The sequence below is a fragment of the Pseudomonas koreensis genome, from assembly GCF_012986595.1.
Taxonomy (GTDB): Bacteria; Pseudomonadota; Gammaproteobacteria; order Pseudomonadales; family Pseudomonadaceae; genus Aquipseudomonas; species Aquipseudomonas koreensis.
Map to the genome: position 1 here is coordinate 232,997 of NZ_JAAQYM010000007.1, position 15,636 is coordinate 248,632.

The 15,636-nt window shown below is 60.3% G+C and carries 16 protein-coding genes; 6 read left to right on the forward strand and 10 right to left on the reverse strand.

The window, feature by feature from the left end:
- Positions 1-119: 119 nt before the first annotated feature.
- A complete protein-coding gene (locus HBN98_RS22230) occupies positions 120-488 on the forward strand; it encodes a hypothetical protein (protein WP_151101586.1) in 369 nt (122 codons plus the stop codon).
- A 38-nt stretch (positions 489-526) separates the two neighbouring features.
- A complete protein-coding gene (locus HBN98_RS22235) occupies positions 527-1,018 on the forward strand; it encodes a hypothetical protein (RefSeq protein WP_064587903.1) in 492 nt (163 codons plus the stop codon).
- Between the two features lie 113 nt (positions 1,019-1,131).
- Here the strand turns inward: HBN98_RS22235 and HBN98_RS22240 are convergent, their stop codons facing one another.
- Positions 1,132-2,175 carry an LLM class flavin-dependent oxidoreductase gene (locus tag HBN98_RS22240; RefSeq protein WP_083368846.1) on the reverse strand — a complete coding sequence of 348 codons (1,044 nt, stop codon included), beginning with the start codon at positions 2,173-2,175 and terminating at the stop codon, positions 1,132-1,134.
- 139 nt (positions 2,176-2,314) lie between these two features.
- Complete coding sequence (locus HBN98_RS22245; RefSeq protein ID WP_083368847.1) at positions 2,315-2,800, reverse strand: flavin reductase family protein; 486 nt, start codon at positions 2,798-2,800, stop codon at positions 2,315-2,317.
- 324 nt (positions 2,801-3,124) lie between these two features.
- Between HBN98_RS22245 and HBN98_RS22250 the strand changes: the two genes are divergently transcribed.
- Positions 3,125-4,531 (forward strand): purine-cytosine permease family protein, encoded by a 1,407-nt coding sequence (locus HBN98_RS22250; protein ID WP_083368848.1) that lies wholly within the window; start codon positions 3,125-3,127, stop codon positions 4,529-4,531.
- Between the two features lie 347 nt (positions 4,532-4,878).
- Positions 4,879-5,979, forward strand: a complete 1,101-nt coding sequence (locus HBN98_RS22255; RefSeq protein WP_083368849.1) for a polyamine ABC transporter substrate-binding protein — start codon at positions 4,879-4,881, stop codon at positions 5,977-5,979.
- Positions 5,980-6,076: 97 nt separating this feature from the next.
- Here the strand turns inward: HBN98_RS22255 and HBN98_RS22260 are convergent, their stop codons facing one another.
- The 3 genes from HBN98_RS22260 to HBN98_RS22270 all read right to left on the reverse strand — a co-directional run bounded on the left by HBN98_RS22260 (position 6,077) and on the right by HBN98_RS22270 (position 9,889).
- A complete protein-coding gene (locus tag HBN98_RS22260) occupies positions 6,077-7,054 on the reverse strand; it encodes a TerC family protein (protein ID WP_083368850.1) in 978 nt (325 codons plus the stop codon).
- 194 nt (positions 7,055-7,248) lie between these two features.
- Positions 7,249-8,961 carry an amidase gene (locus HBN98_RS22265; protein WP_162276312.1) on the reverse strand — a complete coding sequence of 571 codons (1,713 nt, stop codon included), beginning with the start codon at positions 8,959-8,961 and terminating at the stop codon, positions 7,249-7,251.
- A gap of 139 nt (positions 8,962-9,100) precedes the next feature.
- Positions 9,101-9,889 (reverse strand): AraC family transcriptional regulator, encoded by a 789-nt coding sequence (locus HBN98_RS22270; protein ID WP_064587898.1) that lies wholly within the window; start codon positions 9,887-9,889, stop codon positions 9,101-9,103.
- An 85-nt stretch (positions 9,890-9,974) separates the two neighbouring features.
- Here HBN98_RS22270 and HBN98_RS22275 point away from each other — a divergent pair, with 85 nt between their 5' ends.
- Positions 9,975-10,973 (forward strand): bile acid:sodium symporter family protein, encoded by a 999-nt coding sequence (locus tag HBN98_RS22275; RefSeq protein ID WP_064587897.1) that lies wholly within the window; start codon positions 9,975-9,977, stop codon positions 10,971-10,973.
- Between the two features lie 88 nt (positions 10,974-11,061).
- Here HBN98_RS22275 and HBN98_RS22280 read toward each other — a convergent pair whose 3' ends face one another.
- Both HBN98_RS22280 and HBN98_RS22285 read right to left on the reverse strand, forming a co-directional pair.
- The gene (locus tag HBN98_RS22280; protein ID WP_041062599.1) at positions 11,062-11,256 is read right to left on the reverse strand and encodes a PLDc N-terminal domain-containing protein; all 195 of its coding nucleotides are present in this window, start codon (positions 11,254-11,256) and stop codon (positions 11,062-11,064) included.
- 54 nt (positions 11,257-11,310) lie between these two features.
- Complete coding sequence (locus HBN98_RS22285) at positions 11,311-11,925, reverse strand: LuxR C-terminal-related transcriptional regulator (protein WP_083368852.1); 615 nt, start codon at positions 11,923-11,925, stop codon at positions 11,311-11,313.
- Positions 11,926-12,038: 113 nt separating this feature from the next.
- Here HBN98_RS22285 and HBN98_RS22290 point away from each other — a divergent pair, with 113 nt between their 5' ends.
- Positions 12,039-13,664, forward strand: coding sequence for an ATP-binding response regulator (locus HBN98_RS22290; protein ID WP_083368853.1), 1,626 nt, complete (start codon positions 12,039-12,041; stop codon positions 13,662-13,664).
- A gap of 1 nt (position 13,665) precedes the next feature.
- Here the strand turns inward: HBN98_RS22290 and yecR are convergent, their stop codons facing one another.
- The 3 genes from yecR to HBN98_RS27965 form a co-directional block, all read right to left on the reverse strand.
- Complete coding sequence (gene yecR, locus HBN98_RS22295) at positions 13,666-13,974, reverse strand: YecR family lipoprotein (RefSeq protein WP_083368854.1); 309 nt, start codon at positions 13,972-13,974, stop codon at positions 13,666-13,668.
- A 33-nt stretch (positions 13,975-14,007) separates the two neighbouring features.
- Positions 14,008-14,322, reverse strand: a complete 315-nt coding sequence (locus HBN98_RS22300; RefSeq protein ID WP_083368855.1) for a hypothetical protein — start codon at positions 14,320-14,322, stop codon at positions 14,008-14,010.
- Between the two features lie 185 nt (positions 14,323-14,507).
- Positions 14,508-15,233, reverse strand: a complete 726-nt coding sequence (locus tag HBN98_RS27965) for a hypothetical protein (RefSeq protein ID WP_229755014.1) — start codon at positions 15,231-15,233, stop codon at positions 14,508-14,510.
- Positions 15,234-15,636 lie beyond the last annotated feature (403 nt).

Below are 15,636 nucleotides of genomic sequence, written 5' to 3' on the forward strand. Positions count from 1 at the left end.
GATCAGTAAAGACTGACGCAAAACACACGCCATTGATGACTTCAAGCCGATGAGCGGTGCATAGCCGCCGCGGATCTGCAGAAGGCGAATCTTCGGATTATTGACTGTGGTAACCCCTAATGAATGAATCCTATGGAGTGAAGTGCGAGCAGTGTGGAGGCAATTTGATCGCCTTCAAAGAAGGTAGCACCCAGGGAACACGATGCGATCGTTGTGACTGGTCGGTAGTGACAACGAATATGCCCGGCATCCAGCTGGATAGGTGCAGGTATGAGGTTCGCTGTCGCGGCGACTATCGGAATCAGGCCGAGGTAAAGGCTGTCTCCGAGGTGACAGGTCAAAATTATTTGATTTCCAGGCTTACACTCCAGCAAGGCGACGCTCTGGTATTCAGCGGTCAGGCGCAGGAGGCCTTACAGGCTAGAAATATTCTTGTGTCAGCGGGTGTTGTTTGTGAAATCACCCCTGATTTTCCTGAATATGAATAGAAATCTGGCGATCAGAGCAGTTTTTTCGGAGGCGGGCTATGAATCAACAACAGCAGGACTTGATGATTGATCTGGTGTCGCATCGGATCTCAAAAGATTGTTTTCTTGAGTCTCTATTTAAGGGTGGGGATATTCCCGAAGATTACCTGCGTGCTGAACTGGAAACCGCGCTTGAGATGAAAGACGCTGACAGTGTGGAATGCTTGCTGATATTCGGTGCGGTGTTCGGTTTCACTCAGGATTGTGCGGATGTGTTATGCCGTTTACTCGTTGAAGACTGGCACATCAGTCACGAGAATATTGCAAGGGAATTGAAGGTTTTCAGATACCCTGGGGCGGTCGACTATTTATTCAAGACGGCGCTGACCTGCTATCCGTATATCGCTTCCGAGCATGCTCTGGGTGTGAAATGCATTTATGCTTTACACGAGATTGGTACCGATAAGGCTAGAGAAAAATTGCAATTGCTGGCCAAGGTTGATAACGCTGAAATGTCCGAGCGTGCACGCCGTTTATTGGCGCGAGTGTGATGTTGCTTTAAAAGTGGTTGCGTTCGCAGGCAGGAATATGCATTTTCCCCATTTAAAATAAAAAGCCCCGAATTGCTCGGGGCTTTTTATTTGCGCTGGCGGTCGGCAATGACTTAACGAAACGCCGGCACCACATGCTTGATAAACAACGCCAACGACTTCTTCTTCTCCGCATGCGGCAAGCTGTTGTCACACCAGAAACTGAACTCATCCACCCCCAGTTCCTGGTAATACTTGATGCGTGGGATAATTTCTTCCGGCGTGCCGATCATCGCCGTCTTGTGCAGGCTCTCCAGTTCAAACTCCGGACGCCCGGCAAACTTCTCTTCAGGGCTTGGCGCGAGGAAGCCGTTGACTGGCACCTCCTTGTTGCCGAACCACGCATCGAAGGTGCGATAGAACCGTGAGATCGCTTTGGCGCCGACTTTCCAGCCTTCTGGGTCGTCAGCCGAGTGCACGTGGGTGTGACGCAGCACCATCAATTGCGGACGCGGGACGTCGGGGTTGTTATCCAGGGCGGTCTGGAATTTGTTCTTCAGGTCGACGACTTCTTCGTCGCCTTTCATCAGTGGCGTGACCATCACGTTGCAGCCGTTGGCCACGGCGAAGTTGTGCGAATCCGGGTCGCGAGCGGCGATCCACATTGGCGGGTTGGGCTTCTGAATCGGTTTCGGCACGCTGGTGGAGGTCGGGAATTTCCAGATGTCGCCGTCGTGGGCGTAGTCGCCTTGCCACAGGGCGCGGACCACCGGGACCATTTCGCGCAGGGCCTGGCCGCCGCTGGAAGCGGGCATGCCGCCGGCCATGCGATCAAATTCGACCTGGTAAGCGCCGCGTGCCAGGCCGACTTCCATACGACCGTTGCTGATGACGTCGAGCAGCGCGCATTCACCGGCCACCCGCAGCGGGTGCCAGAACGGCGCGATGATGGTGCCGGCGCCGAGGTGAATGGTGGTGGTTTTGGCGGCGAGGTAGGCCAGCAGCGGCATCGGGCTTGGCGAGATGGTGTATTCCATCGCGTGGTGTTCGCCGATCCACACGGTGCTGAAACCACCGGCCTCGGCCATCAGGGTCAGTTCGGTCAGGTCTTCGAACAGTTGGCGGTGGCTGACGCTTTCGTCCCAGCGTTCCATGTGGATGAACAGGGAAAATTTCATGACGCTTCCTCGGATCTTTTATTGTTGAGGCTACAAAACTTGTAGGCGTGGGCCTGCTCGCGATAGCGGTTGATCAGATGTCGATGTGTTTTCTGACACACCGCTATCGCGAGCAGGCTCACTCCTACAGGTATTCCATTCAGGCCAGAACGGGCAGGGCGCCCATCTTGCCGTGGCAATACACCAGCGGCCCGGCGTGCTGCTCCGGAACGATCAGATTCTTCACCGCGCCGACCATGATCGCGTGGTCGCCGCCTTCGTATTCGCGCCACAACTCACACTCGATGATAGCCGTCGCGTTGGCCAGGATCGGGTTGCCCAGCTCGCTCAACGTCCACTCGATGCCTTGCGCCTTGTCCTTGCCTTTACGGGCGAAAGCGTAGGCTTCGCTTTGCTGGCCGCCGGACAGGACGTGGATCGCGAAGCGTTTGTTCTTGATCAGCACAGGGTAGGAATCAGAACTGTAGTTGGGGCAGAACAGCACCAGGGCCGGGTCCATCGACAGTGAGCTGAAGGCGCTGGCGGTGAGGCCGACGACCTGGCCGTCATCGTCCAGTGTGGTGATGACAGTGACGCCGGACGGAAACGAGCCCATGACTTGTTTGTAGATGGCAGCATCGATCATTGGACAGTCCTCGGGTGTTGTGACGCGATTTTTATGTATTTGTTGGTCTGATGGTATACCAGTATTTTTTCTTTGCAAGGGCTTTTCGGCTGAACCGATAAACGTGGTGATTTCGTCGGAAACTCAGCGTTTATTGGGCTTTCAGCTGGCCTGCAGGCCACGGTATCAGTGAGGATGGCGTATCAGATGGCGCCGTAAACTACGGGTCAGTCTTGTGAAAAGTTTGGAATACCATAATATGGTCTGCATCTGAGGGGCGGCCGCAGAGTCCCCCCGGTTTGGCTTCATACAAAGATAAGAACAGACAAACTCGAGTTCATGCATATGTCCCAGATGTCCCGGCAAGATCCGTTGATCGAGAATCACACGGTCGACTATGTCCCACTCGCGGAACGCCACGGGAAGGCCCGCGACCTTTTCACCTTATGGTTCAGCACCAACATCGCGCCACTGCCCATCGTCACCGGCGCCATGGTGGTTCAGGTGTTTCATCTTGATTTGCTCTGGGGGTTGCTGGCGATTGCGCTGGGGCATCTGATCGGCGGCGTGGTGATTGCTCTGGCATCGGCGCAAGGTCCGCGCATGGGCATTCCGCAAATGGTCCAGAGTCGTGGTCAGTTTGGTCGATACGGCGCGCTGCTGATCGTGTTTTTTGCCGCGCTGATCTACATCGGTTTCTTCATTTCCAACATCGTGCTTGCCGGTAAGTCGATTGTCGGTATTGCGCCGTCGGTGCCGGCACCGCTGAGCATTCTGATCGGCGCACTGGCGGCCACGGCGATTGGCGTGATCGGCTACAACTTCATTCACACGCTCAACCGCATTGGCACCTGGGTGATGGGCAGCGCGCTGTTCGCCGGTTTCATCTACATCTTCGCCCACGACTTGCCGGCGGACTTCCTGACGCGCGGCAGCTTCAACCTGTCCGGTTGGCTGGCAACGGTGTCGCTGGGGATCATCTGGCAGATCAGCTTCTCGCCGTACGTGTCCGACTATTCGCGTTACCTGCCGGCGGATATCGGCATCGCCAAACCATTCTGGGCCACTTATCTGGGCGCGACGCTGGGCACGATTCTGTCGTTCAGCTTCGGCGCCGTGGCGGTGTTGGCGACGCCGGAAGGCACCGAAGCGATGGCTGCGGTCAAGCAATCCACCGGTTGGCTCGGGCCGATTCTGATGGTGTTGTTTCTGCTCAACATCATCAGCCACAACGCGCTGAATCTGTACGGCGCGGTGCTGTCGATCATCACCTCGATCCAGACGTTTGCCAGTCAGTGGACGCCGAGCATCAAGGTGCGCGTGGTGTTGTCGAGCGTGGTGCTGGCGGGGTGCTGCGTGGTGGCGCTGGGTGCCTCGGCGGATTTCATTTCGCAGTTCATCGGGCTGATTCTGGCGTTGTTGCTGGTGCTGGTGCCGTGGGCGTCGATCAACCTGATCGACTTCTACCTGATCAAGCGCGGCAGCTATGACATCACCTCGATCTTCCGTGCGGACGGTGGCATTTACGGGCGCTTCAATCTGCACGCGATCATTGCCTATTTCATCGGGATCATCGTCCAGTTGCCGTTCGCCAACACCTCGCTGTACGTCGGGCCTTACGCGAATCTGGTGGACGGTGCGGACCTGTCGTGGCTGTTCGGCCTGGTGGTGACGGTGCCGTTGTATTACTGCCTCGCCACACGTGGTCAGACCCGGCAGAGCAGGGCGGCGCGCTTGAGTTATACCGACTGACCCGATCATCAATAAAACTGTGGCGAGGGAGCTTGCTCCCGCTGGACTGCGCAGCAGGCCTTTGCTTTTCTGAATCGAAGAGCGAGGTCCGCTGCGCGGCCCGACGGGAGCAAGCTCCCTCGCCACAAATGATGTTTTCTAAGCCCTGGTGCATTCCAGCGGTCATTCAAATTGGCCATTTCGATCCCCTTTTGGCCCATCCCCCACTGTGCCGCGACCCCGCGCTCGGCAAGAATCAAAGCCACAACGAAAGGCTGGACTTTGCTTGCCCTTGGCTACCTTTAAGCCGCTGCCGTGTACAGAACATAAAAACCATCGATCTCACGTCGCATTCCGGGGAAACAACCATGGTCACGATGAAACGCATTCTGGGTGCCACCGTGTGTGGGCTGACGCTGCTGGCCAGCGCGGTGCACGCCGAACAGCGCGAACTGCGGGTGTACAACTGGGCGGATTACATCCTGCCGTCGGTGCCCAAGGATTTCGCCGCGAAAAGCGGCATCAAAGTGACCTGGGATACCTTCGACACCAACGAATCGCTGGAAGCCAAGTTGCTCACCGGCAACTCCGGTTACGACCTGGTGGTGCCGTCGAACCAGTTCATCGACACCCAGATCAAGGCCGGCGTGTTCCAGAAACTCGACAAGTCGAAACTGCCGAACTGGAGCCATCAGGATCCGGAATTGCTCAAGCTGCTGGACAAGAACGATCCCGGCAACCAGTACGGCGTGCCCTACATGTACGGCACGGTGCTGATCGGTTTCAACCCGGCCAAGGTCAAGGCCGCGTTGGGCGACAACGCGCCGGTGGACAGCTGGGACCTGGTGTTCAAACCGCAGAACATGGAAAAGCTCAAATCCTGCGGCGTGGCGATGCTCGACTCGCCGTCGGAAATCCTGCCGCTGGCCCTGCATTACCTCGGCCTCGACCCGAACAGCCAGAACCCCGCCGACTATGAAAAAGCCAAGGACCTGATGCTGAAGATTCGCCCGTACGTGACCTACTTCAACTCGGCCAAGTACATGACCGACATCGCCAATGGCGACATCTGCGTGGCCATCGGTTACTCCGGCAGCTTCTATCAGTTCGGCAACCGCGCCAAAGAAGCGGGCAACGGCGTTGTGGTCGACTGGCGTCTGCCGAAGGAGGGCGCGCCGATCTGGTTCGATACCTTCGCGATTCCGAAAAGCGCGAAGAACGTCGAAGAAGCCCACGAATTCCTCAACACCTTGCTCGATCCAAAAGTCATTGCGCCGATCAGCGACTTCCTTGGCTATCCGAACGTCAACAAGGATTCGATGCCGCTGGTGAACAAGGACATTACCGGCAACCCGAACCTGACGCCGACCAGCGAAGCGCTGAAAACCCTGTACGTGGTGCAGCCGCTGCCGCAAAAACTCGAACGCGTGCGCACCCGCGTGTGGACCAGCATCAAATCCGACAAGTAACCGCACCCCCCCCCCTGTAGGAGCTGCCGCAGGCTGCGATCTTTTGATCTTGTTTTCAGGAACAAAAAAATCAAAAGATCGCAGCCTGCGGCAGCTCCTACAGGGATTGGGTTGGGTCTTCCTTGCGGGTGACGATCAGACTCAACACCACCGACCCCGCAATCACCCCACCCACCACCGCCAGCGACCATTCCACCGGCATGTGAAACCACGGCATCAGCGTCATCTTGCCGCCGATGAACACCAGCACGATCGCCAGTCCGTACTTGAGCAGATGAAAGCGGTCGGCCATGTCCGCCAGCAGAAAGTACAGCGCACGCAGACCCATGATCGCGAAGATGTTCGAGGTGAAGACAATGAACGGGTCGGTGGTGACGGCGAAGATCGCCGGGATGCTGTCGACCGCGAACATCAGGTCGCTGGCCTCGATCAGCACCAGCACCAGAAACATCGGTGTCGCCCAGCGCACGCCATTCTGCCGCACGAAAAAGCGTTCGCCATGGAAGCCCTGGGTAATCCGCAGATGCCCGCGTACCCAGCGCAGCAACGGGTTGTTGTCGAGGTCCGGTTGTTGCTCAGCAAACATCAACATCTTAATCCCGGTGATGATCAGGAACACCCCGAAGGCATACAACAGCCATTCGAACTGCGACACCAGCCACACGCCGGCGAAGATCATCGCCGCGCGCATCACGATCGCCCCGAGCACGCCATACAGCAGCACCCTACGTTGCAGTTCCGGCGGCACGGCGAAGTAGCTGAAGATCATCACGAAGACGAACATGTTGTCGATCGACAGCGACTGCTCGATCAGGTAACCGGTGAGGAATTCCAGGGTCTTGCGCTGGGCGATCTCGGCGCCGAATTCGCCGTTCAGGTACCACCAGAGCAGTCCGGCGAATGCCATCGCCAACGCGCACCAGGCAATCACCCAGCACGCCGCTTCGCGCACCGACACCCGATGTGCCTTGCGCCCGCCGAAGACAAACAGGTCGAGTGCGAGCATGGCGAGGACGAAGACGATAAAGGCGCCCCACATCCACGGTTCGCCGATACTGATGTTGGTGGTTGGCATGGCTGGCTCCCTGGCTTTTATTGAATTAGGGTCAGGCAGGGCCATGCTAGCGGTGAGTTTGTGCGGAAGAAAAATCGATTATTCCTGAGCAACAGTTCGGGAATAACGAAGTGTCGGAGGTGAGCGCAGGGGAGGAATGTTACAGGCCAGAAGGGGATTGAGACCGTTGCCGGCCTCAATCCCGCCCTGCGTTGTTACTTGTCGGTAGCCAGCGGCGGAGTGCGTGGCGGCACCATACGCTTCGATCCAGTGGCTTCAAACGCCGAGGCCAGACGCAACAGATTCGAGTCATCGTAGGCGCGACCGGCGAAGGTCAGGCCGACTGGCATGCCGATGTCCGCCATCACGCCCATGGGCACGGTGACGGTCGGAACGCCGAGGTGACGGATCGCCAGGTTACCGTTGGCAACCCAGATGCCGTTGCTCCAGGCAATGTCCGCCGATTCCGGATTGATATCGGCATCTGCCGGGCCAACGTCAGCGTTGGTCGGGAACAGCACGGCGTCGAGTTTCAGCGTGTCCATCCAGTCTTCCAGATCGAGCTTGCGGGTCTTTTCCAGGCCGCGCAGGCCATCCGGCAGGGTTGGAATCTGGTCCCACGGGGTGATGCCGCGCTCGGCCATGCGCACGTATTCGTCCATGCCGGCAGCCAGATCGCCTTCACGGTTGGGCAGGGTGCCCGGGTCGTGCGGGAAGATTTTCGGCCCGTCGACATCGGCCAGACGATTGAGCTTCGGATCGCCGTTGGCGCGCAGGAAATCATCAAAGGCCCAGGCCGACAGATCCCACAGTTCGTGGTGCAGAAACTCCTTGGAGACGATGCCGCGATTGAACACGGTCGGTGCGCCCGGACGATCGCCTTCGCAGTTGGAGACCAGCGGGAAATCCACTTCGATCACCTCGGCGCCGGCCGCTTCCAGAGCGGCGCGGGCCTGCTTCCACAGGTCGATCACCGAGGGGCGGGTGTTGATGCGTTGCCCGGTCGGGCCGCCGATCCCCGGGGCTTCGCTGGTCCCGGCTTCAGGGTCGGCGTTGATGTACATCTTCGGCACGCCGAGGCGCTTGCCAGCCAGTGCATCGGGTTTGACTGCCAGTTCGGCGTAGGAGGCCGGGCGCACCGTGTCGACGCTCGGGATCGGCACCCACGGCTGCAGGCGCCACAGATCGCCACGGGTGTCGGGGTCTTCAGCGACGACCACGTCAAGCACTTCAAGCAGGTCGGCCATGGTCCGGGCGTAGGGCACCACCACGTCCATGGTCGGCGTCAGCGGCCAGTTGCCGCGCACCGAAATCACCCCACGCGACGGCGTGTAGGCGCACAAACCGTTGTTCGACGCCGGGCCGCGACCGCTCGACCAGGTTTCTTCTGCCAGACCGAAGGCCGAGAAGCTCGCGGCGGTGGCGGTGCCGGCACCGTTGGACGAGCCAGAGGCGAACGGCGCGGTCAGATAGGCGGCGTTGTACGGGCTCTCGGCCCGGCCATACACGCCACGCTGCATGCCGCCATTGGCCATCGGCGGCATGTTGGTCTTGCCCAGGCAGATCGCCCCGGCGGCGCGCAGGCGTTCGATGGTGAACGCGTCGCGATGCGCCACCAGATCGGCAAACGCCGGGCTGCCGGAAGCAGCGGTCAGCCCCTTGACCAGATAGCTGTCCTTGGCGGTGTAGGGGATGCCGTCGAGCGGGCCGAGGGTTTCGCCTTTGGCCCGGCGTGCATCGGAGGCCTGGGCTTCGGCCAGTGCTTCGGGATTGCGCACCACCACGGCATTCAGTGCGGTGGCGGTGTTCGGGCCGTCGTAGGCGTCGATCCGGGCCAGATAGGCCTGCACCAGTTCAACCGCGGTGGTCTGGCCGGCTTCGAGCGCCGCGCGTAATTGAGCAATGGAGACTTCAGTGACTTCGATCATGCTGTTACCGCCGACAGGTTCGCTAAAGGGGTGGGTCATCAGGGTTAGGGTCGTAACGCGTAAAGAATTCCGTATGGGCGAAACTCTACCCTGAACTTTGCCGATTGGCATGTGCTAATTCGATAAATATCGACAAAAGTCAGCGAAAAAATTCCCCCGGCGTCTCGCCGAACTGCTGACGGAACGCGGCGATGAACGCCGACGTCGAGTCATAACCGCAGGCCAGAGCCACGTCGGTGACGCGTTCGCCGCGTTCCAGTGGGGTCAGCGCGCCCAACAGGCGCAGGCGCTGACGCCAGGCGCGGAAGGTCAGACCGGTGTCGCGTAAAAACAGGCGGCTGAGGGTTTTTTCGGTGACGCCGAACTTCTCGCTCCAATGCTGCAGTGTGGTCTGCTGTTCCGGATGTTGCTCCAGACTTTGATAGATCTGCCGCAGACGACTGTCCTGAGGCAGTGGCAGCATCAGGTCGATCTGCGGCGCCTCGGCCAGTTGATCGAGGATCACCTGGGCCAGCCGGCCATGGGCGCCGTTTTCGTCGTATTCCACCGGCACCCGACTGAACGCGCGAATCAGCTCGCGCAACAGGTCGCTGACGCCCAGCACATGACAGCGCTCAAGCGCCCAACCGGCCACGCTGCAATCGATGTACAGGCTGCGCATTTCGGTGTGCGGCGAGCTGAACACGCGATGCGGCACGCCTGCCGGAATCCACACCGCGCGCTCCGGTGGCGCGACGAAGCGTCCGGCACCGGTCTGCACTTCGAGCACGCCCTGAATGGCGTACGACAATTGCACCCACGGGTGACTGTGACGCCGGGTCAATGCGCGATTGGGCAGCGATTCGGTGCGCCCGTACAGCGGACGCGGCAGGCTGGGCAGCCCGGGAATGCTGCGCCGGAAGCTTTTCTCGTGTCCTTTAGGCGGCATCTACTGGCTCTTCGGCGTTAGTCGGTAATTCACAGTCACGTTAGAGTCGCAATCACGTACTGGCAACCCCCGGATGAGCAAACCCATGACCCGCCCAAGATTCTTGCCCGACAACTTCACCCTGACCCTGATCGGCGTCGTGCTGCTGGCCAGTTTCCTGCCGGCCAGCGGACAGGTCGCGGTGGGGTTCGGCTGGCTGACCAACATCGCCATCGCGCTGCTGTTCTTCCTCCACGGCGCGAAACTGTCGCGCGAATCGATCATCGCCGGGGCCGGCCACTGGCGCCTGCACCTGTTGGTATTCGGTCTGACCTTTGTGCTGTTTCCGCTGCTCGGGCTGGCGCTGAAACCGCTGCTGTCACCGCTGATCGGCGACAAGCTGTACATGGGCATGCTCTACCTCTGCGCGTTGCCCGCCACCGTGCAGTCGGCGATCGCCTTCACCTCGCTGGCCCGGGGCAATATCCCGGCGGCGATCTGCAGCGCGGCAGCGTCGAGCCTGTTCGGGATTTTCCTTACGCCATTGCTGGTGACGCTGCTGCTGAACGTGCACGGTGACGGTGGCTCGACCCTGGATGCGATCCTGAAAATCAGCGTGCAACTGCTGCTGCCGTTCATTGCCGGGCAGATCGCTCGCCGCTGGATCGGCGCGTGGGTCGGGCGCAACAAGAACTGGCTGAAATTCGTCGATCAGGGTTCGATTCTGCTGGTGGTCTACGGCGCGTTCAGCGAGGCGGTCAACGAAGGCATCTGGCATCAGATTCCGGTAGTCGATCTGCTGGGACTGGTGGTGGTCTGCTGCATCCTGCTGGCACTGGTGCTGTTGGCGTCGACCCTGCTGGGCAAGGCGTTCGGCTTCAGCCAGGAAGACCGCATTACCATTCTGTTCTGCGGTTCGAAGAAGAGCCTGGCCACCGGCGTGCCGATGGCGCAGGTGCTGTTTGCGGGGAGCACGATTGGCGTGTTGATTCTGCCGCTGATGCTGTTCCATCAGATTCAATTGATGGTCTGCGCGGTGTTGGCGCAACGTTATGCGAAGCGGCCGGAATCGGTGCCGGAGTTGATGGCGCAGGTTGATCCATAACGCTGCGTTCCTGTAGGAGCTGCCGCAGGCTGCGATCTTTTGATCTTAAAAGATCGCAGCCTTCGGCAGCTCCTACAGGGGGTTTTTCTCAATCCTGCGTAACGTGTTTCGGGCCCGCCAGTGCCCAGGCAATCAGCCCAAACAAGGGCAGGAACACGATGGCGATAATCCACACGCCTTTGTTGCTGCCTTTGCCTGCGCTCTTGCGCACCCTGTTGATCGCCCACAATTCAATGATCACAAGAACGACGGCGAGTACGATCCAGACGGGTTCAATTTGCATGGGCTACCTCCTGATGGTCTTTCAGTTAGGTGTGCCTCGACGCGCAGGGTTCATTTAAATTGCGCCACTGCCTCCCGAATACTTCACCGCAGCGGCTGCCCGCGACGGCACATTGAGTGTGCGCAACAACGACGACACATGGATGCGCACGGTGAACGGCGAGATATCCAGTTCCCGGGCGATTTCCTTGTTGGTTTTGCCTTGGGCGATCAGCCGCAACACATCCTGCTGACGCGGGGTGAGGGCGGTGCCGGTTTCCAGCGGCAGCAGCCCGGAAGGCGCGAACCTGACCAGCACTTCGCCCTCACGGATCGCCAGAATCGCCTCGCCGATCTCATCCGGAGCGATGTTCTTGCCGATGAACCCATCGATGCCGGCCGCCATCACTTCGCCGATCACCGCCTCGTCGTCGACCATCGACACCACGATCAGCGTGGTGCGCGGCAGTTTTCGGCGCAGCTCGGCGAGTTGGCTGATGCAGGTCAGGCCGGGGAAGCGCAGGTCGAGAATCAGTGTGTCCGGCTCGCTGCCGCCGGGCAGCAAGGCCAGCACGGCGTCGAGGTCTCCGGCCTCCTCGATCGTCGCTTCGGGCAGCAGGCGCTGCACGGTGCGCAGCATGGCCTCGCGAAACAACGGGTGATCGTCGGCTATGATGATGCGGCGTGTCATGGCGTGACCCTCCCTGGATCAGCGATGTTTACGGCATGCACCTTAGCACCGCAGACGCAGATTGCCTGCCGACCGCTGCTGAATCTGACGACTGTCGCACAAGGACGTTGCCCATGAAGTTCGAGAAAAACACCGAGCTGGATCAGGCCAATCTGCGGATCATCATCGCCAGCATCGCCATGGTTTATATCTGCGTACTCGGTGCCTTGCCGGGGCAGCGTTTCGATACATATCTGCCGGTAGTGGTCTACATCGCGCTGTTTCTGCTGGCGTCGATTGTCTTGCGCCAGGCCATTGCGCGCTGGCCCGGGCATTACCCGGCGCGGCGAATATTCGCGATGATCCACGATTACACCGGCACCTGTTTCGGCCTGGTGCTCGGCGGTGAAGCGGCGTTGCCGCTGTACGCGGTGATCATCTGGGTCAACCTGGGCAACGGCATGCGCTACGGCTCGCGCTATCTGGCGATTGCCACCGGGTTGGCGCTGCTGGCATTGCTGGCGGTTTATCGGTTGACGCCAGTGTGGCAGGCGCAACCGTACATGGTGCTGATGTTGATGCTCACCAGCACGGTGATCCCGTTCTACGCGCACTTGCTGCTGGAGCGCACGCGCAAGGCGTCGGAAGAAGCGGTCGCAGCCAACCTGGAAAAGTCGCGGTTTCTCGCCCAGGCCAGCCATGATCTGCGCCAGCCGATTCACTCCATCGGTCTGTTTACGGCGTGCCTGCGCGAGTCGCGCCTGGGCGAGCAGGAGCGGCAACTGGTCGACAACATCGACCGCTCGCTGCTCAACGTTTCGCAGTTGTTCCGTTCGATTCTCGACCTCTACACCCTCGACAACGGGCGCATTCTGCCGCGATTGCAGGTGTTCCATCTCGGCGAGTGGCTGGCCGACCTGATTCGCCAGAACGCCGAGGCCGCGCGCTGGGCTGGCGTGGAGTTGCGCCTGCGCCCCTGCCAATACTGGGTGCAGAGCGATCCGGCGTTGCTCGCGACCCTGGTGCAGAACGTGCTTTCCAACTGCTTCAAATATGGCGCGCAACGTCCGGTGCTGATTGGCGTGCGCAAACGCGGCGGCGGGCTGGCCATCGTGATTTATGACCGCGGCAACGGCATTGCCGAGGAGCATCTGCCGAAGGTGTTCGAGGAGTTTTATCGGGTGCGCCAAGTGCGTGACAAGGACGTGGAAGGCGTCGGCCTCGGGCTGTCGATCGTCAAGCGTCTGGGGCAGTTGATCGGTGTCGATGTGGCGTTGCGCTCGCAGCTTGGGCGCGGCACGGCGGTCACGCTGTATGGCTTGCCGGTGGCCGTGGCTACGCAGTTGCCGGCTCAGCGTGATGATCTGCGGCAGGCCGGCCTGTTGACCGGGCTGAAGGTGTGTCTGGTGGAGGATGATCGCAACGTCTTGTTGGCAACGTCGGCGCTGCTCGAGCGCTGGGGCTGCGTGGTGCAGGGCGAGTTGAGCGGACAGGGTCTGGTCACCGATTGCGACATCATTGTCGCCGATTACGATCTGGGGACGCATTCCACGGGCCTCGAGTGCATCGACGCCGTGCGGCGCCAGCGTGGTTTTGCGGTGCCGGCAATGATCATCACCGGGCATGACATCGAAAAAATACAGGCGGCCTTGCACGACCGCCAAATTGCCATCCTGTCCAAACCGGTACGCCCGGCCGAGCTGCGCGCGACCTTGCGCAGCCTGCGCGACCGGCAAACCGAGCCGGCCGAGCAGGTTTGATTCAACGCTTGCAGAGGTAATCCTGAGTGATGGTGGTTTGCAGGCAGTTGTACTGGCCCATGGTGCGGCAGATGTTTTTCTCGGAACCGGTCACCTCGGCGTTCTTGTAGCCCCAGGTCTTGCAGCGCTCCGACGCGACGGTCAGGCCTTGCGCGGCGCTGGTCTGGCCGCTTTCAAACTGGCCCAGTTCGTAGGAGACCTGGACGACGCCGTCGTTCTTGCTGCCACCGGTGGCTTCCCATTGTTTGGGCGTGGCGCAGCCCGTCAGGGCGAAGGCGGTGAGGGTGAGAGTTGCGATCAGGCTTTTCATGATGGAACGGAGTCCTTTACCGGGGATGAGGGATCACTGGAACGGAATCGGCGAGGCGCCTTTGGGCAGGCACGACAGCGGCGGGGTCATGATGCCCATGCTTGCCACGGCGATAATCGCGCCGCTGGGCAACTCGCAGTTGTATTCGCCGGCCGGGGTGTAGGCGGTGTAGTAGGTGAGGGTGCTGTCGCTGCGGACGTTGTCGATTTTCGACACCGGTTTACCGATGACGGTCTGGGCGCGTTCTTTCATGCTGGCTTCGGTGGGTTTGGCGGTCTGGCAACCGCTGGCGCCGATCAGAAGGGCGCCGACGAGCGCGATTTTGCAGAGGTTTGCAGGCAGTTTCATGGTGCTTCTTCCTTGGTGTTGTTCTGATTTCCAGGCACAACGATCCCGCGCACTGCACAGCGGCAATGTTGGGGAGCATCGGGGGTTGCGAGGGAATATAACGCCGGGTGGCGGGGCGGTCGATTAGCACAAATGTGCTAGTGCAGCGGTGGGAGGGGCGACCCGAACGGGTCGCCCCGCGCCGATTACTGAGGGGAGTTGAACTGGTCGGAATAGCTGCCGGTCATCAGCGCCGAAGCGACGCGATCAGAGCCGACGCCGACGCGTGAGTAGGCATAACGATTGGCGCCGACCTTGTCGGTGCCGTCGGAGGCGACGGTATTGGCGCCGACATGATCGGAACCATCGGAAGCCACTGCGCCAGCGCCGACATGATCGGAACCATCGGAAGCCACTGCGCCAGCGCCGACATGATCGGAACCATCGGAAGCCACTGCGCCAGCGCCGACATGATCGGAACCATCGGAAGCCACTGCGCCAGCGCCGACGTGATCGGAACCATCGGAAGCCACTGCGCCAGCGCCGACATGATCGGAACCATCGGAGGCCACTGCACCAGCGCCGACGTGATCGGAACCATCGGAAGCTACTGCGCCAGCGCCGACGTGATCGGAACCATCGGAGGCCACTGCGCCAGCGCCGACATGATCGGAACCATCGGAAGCCACTGCACCAGCGCCGACGTGATCGGAACCGTCCGAGGCGACTGCGCCAGCGCCGACGCGGTCGGAACCATCGGAAGCCACTGCGCCAGCGCCGACGTGATCGGAACCGTCCGAGGCGACTGCGCCAGCCCCGACATGATCCGAACCATCAGAGGCCACCGCCTGCGGCTGGGCAGCCCAAACCGTTGGCAGCATCACGGTCGCCGCGACCGCAAGGAGGGCGCCTGACAAAAGCGTGTGTTTCATGATTTTCTCCACGACCCATCAGCCACACAGCATTCCGTTGGCCCGGGGTTGACCAGATTGGCGATTGGCACGGGCGCACGGTTACGTGCACGGGTGTCGACGTATTGCATGAAACCGCGATAGCGAACTGGAAAGTATAGATCGTCAAACACGGGCCACGGCTGGCCGGGGGAGGAAGTGATAGTCGGTTAACTTCCTTGCAAAAGCTCGCTTGAAGGAAATCAGTCTAAAAACACCTGCCCATGACGACCAGGCTTTTGCTAGCCTCAAAGATGTAGGCGAAGACGCAGACTGATGCGCAAGCGGATAGCAAGGGGACGTGGGGCGCGTTCCGAAGGGTACACGGTTAGAAAGATCTCCGCGCTGAGATCCAGCCCTTACGCCGTGTGAGGCAGCAGAGCAC

What these genes read in the sequence shown, in the direction of transcription:
- HBN98_RS22230 (WP_151101586.1), top strand. Translation starts at nt 120, where the DNA reads ATGAATGAATCCTATGGAGTGAAGTGCGAGCAGTGTGGAGGCAATTTG.
- HBN98_RS22235 (WP_064587903.1), top strand. Translation starts at nt 527, where the DNA reads ATGAATCAACAACAGCAGGACTTGATGATTGATCTGGTGTCGCATCGG.
- HBN98_RS22240 (WP_083368846.1), bottom strand. Translation starts at nt 2,175, where the DNA reads ATGAAATTTTCCCTGTTCATCCACATGGAACGCTGGGACGAAAGCGTC.
- HBN98_RS22245 (WP_083368847.1), bottom strand. Translation starts at nt 2,800, where the DNA reads ATGATCGATGCTGCCATCTACAAACAAGTCATGGGCTCGTTTCCGTCC.
- HBN98_RS22250 (WP_083368848.1), top strand. Translation starts at nt 3,125, where the DNA reads ATGTCCCAGATGTCCCGGCAAGATCCGTTGATCGAGAATCACACGGTC.
- HBN98_RS22255 (WP_083368849.1), top strand. Translation starts at nt 4,879, where the DNA reads ATGGTCACGATGAAACGCATTCTGGGTGCCACCGTGTGTGGGCTGACG.
- HBN98_RS22260 (WP_083368850.1), bottom strand. Translation starts at nt 7,054, where the DNA reads ATGCCAACCACCAACATCAGTATCGGCGAACCGTGGATGTGGGGCGCC.
- HBN98_RS22265 (WP_162276312.1), bottom strand. Translation starts at nt 8,961, where the DNA reads ATGATCGAAGTCACTGAAGTCTCCATTGCTCAATTACGCGCGGCGCTC.
- HBN98_RS22270 (WP_064587898.1), bottom strand. Translation starts at nt 9,889, where the DNA reads ATGCCGCCTAAAGGACACGAGAAAAGCTTCCGGCGCAGCATTCCCGGG.
- HBN98_RS22275 (WP_064587897.1), top strand. Translation starts at nt 9,975, where the DNA reads ATGACCCGCCCAAGATTCTTGCCCGACAACTTCACCCTGACCCTGATC.
- HBN98_RS22280 (WP_041062599.1), bottom strand. Translation starts at nt 11,256, where the DNA reads ATGCAAATTGAACCCGTCTGGATCGTACTCGCCGTCGTTCTTGTGATC.
- HBN98_RS22285 (WP_083368852.1), bottom strand. Translation starts at nt 11,925, where the DNA reads ATGACACGCCGCATCATCATAGCCGACGATCACCCGTTGTTTCGCGAG.
- HBN98_RS22290 (WP_083368853.1), top strand. Translation starts at nt 12,039, where the DNA reads ATGAAGTTCGAGAAAAACACCGAGCTGGATCAGGCCAATCTGCGGATC.
- yecR (WP_083368854.1), bottom strand. Translation starts at nt 13,974, where the DNA reads ATGAAAAGCCTGATCGCAACTCTCACCCTCACCGCCTTCGCCCTGACG.
- HBN98_RS22300 (WP_083368855.1), bottom strand. Translation starts at nt 14,322, where the DNA reads ATGAAACTGCCTGCAAACCTCTGCAAAATCGCGCTCGTCGGCGCCCTT.
- HBN98_RS27965 (WP_229755014.1), bottom strand. Translation starts at nt 15,233, where the DNA reads ATGAAACACACGCTTTTGTCAGGCGCCCTCCTTGCGGTCGCGGCGACC.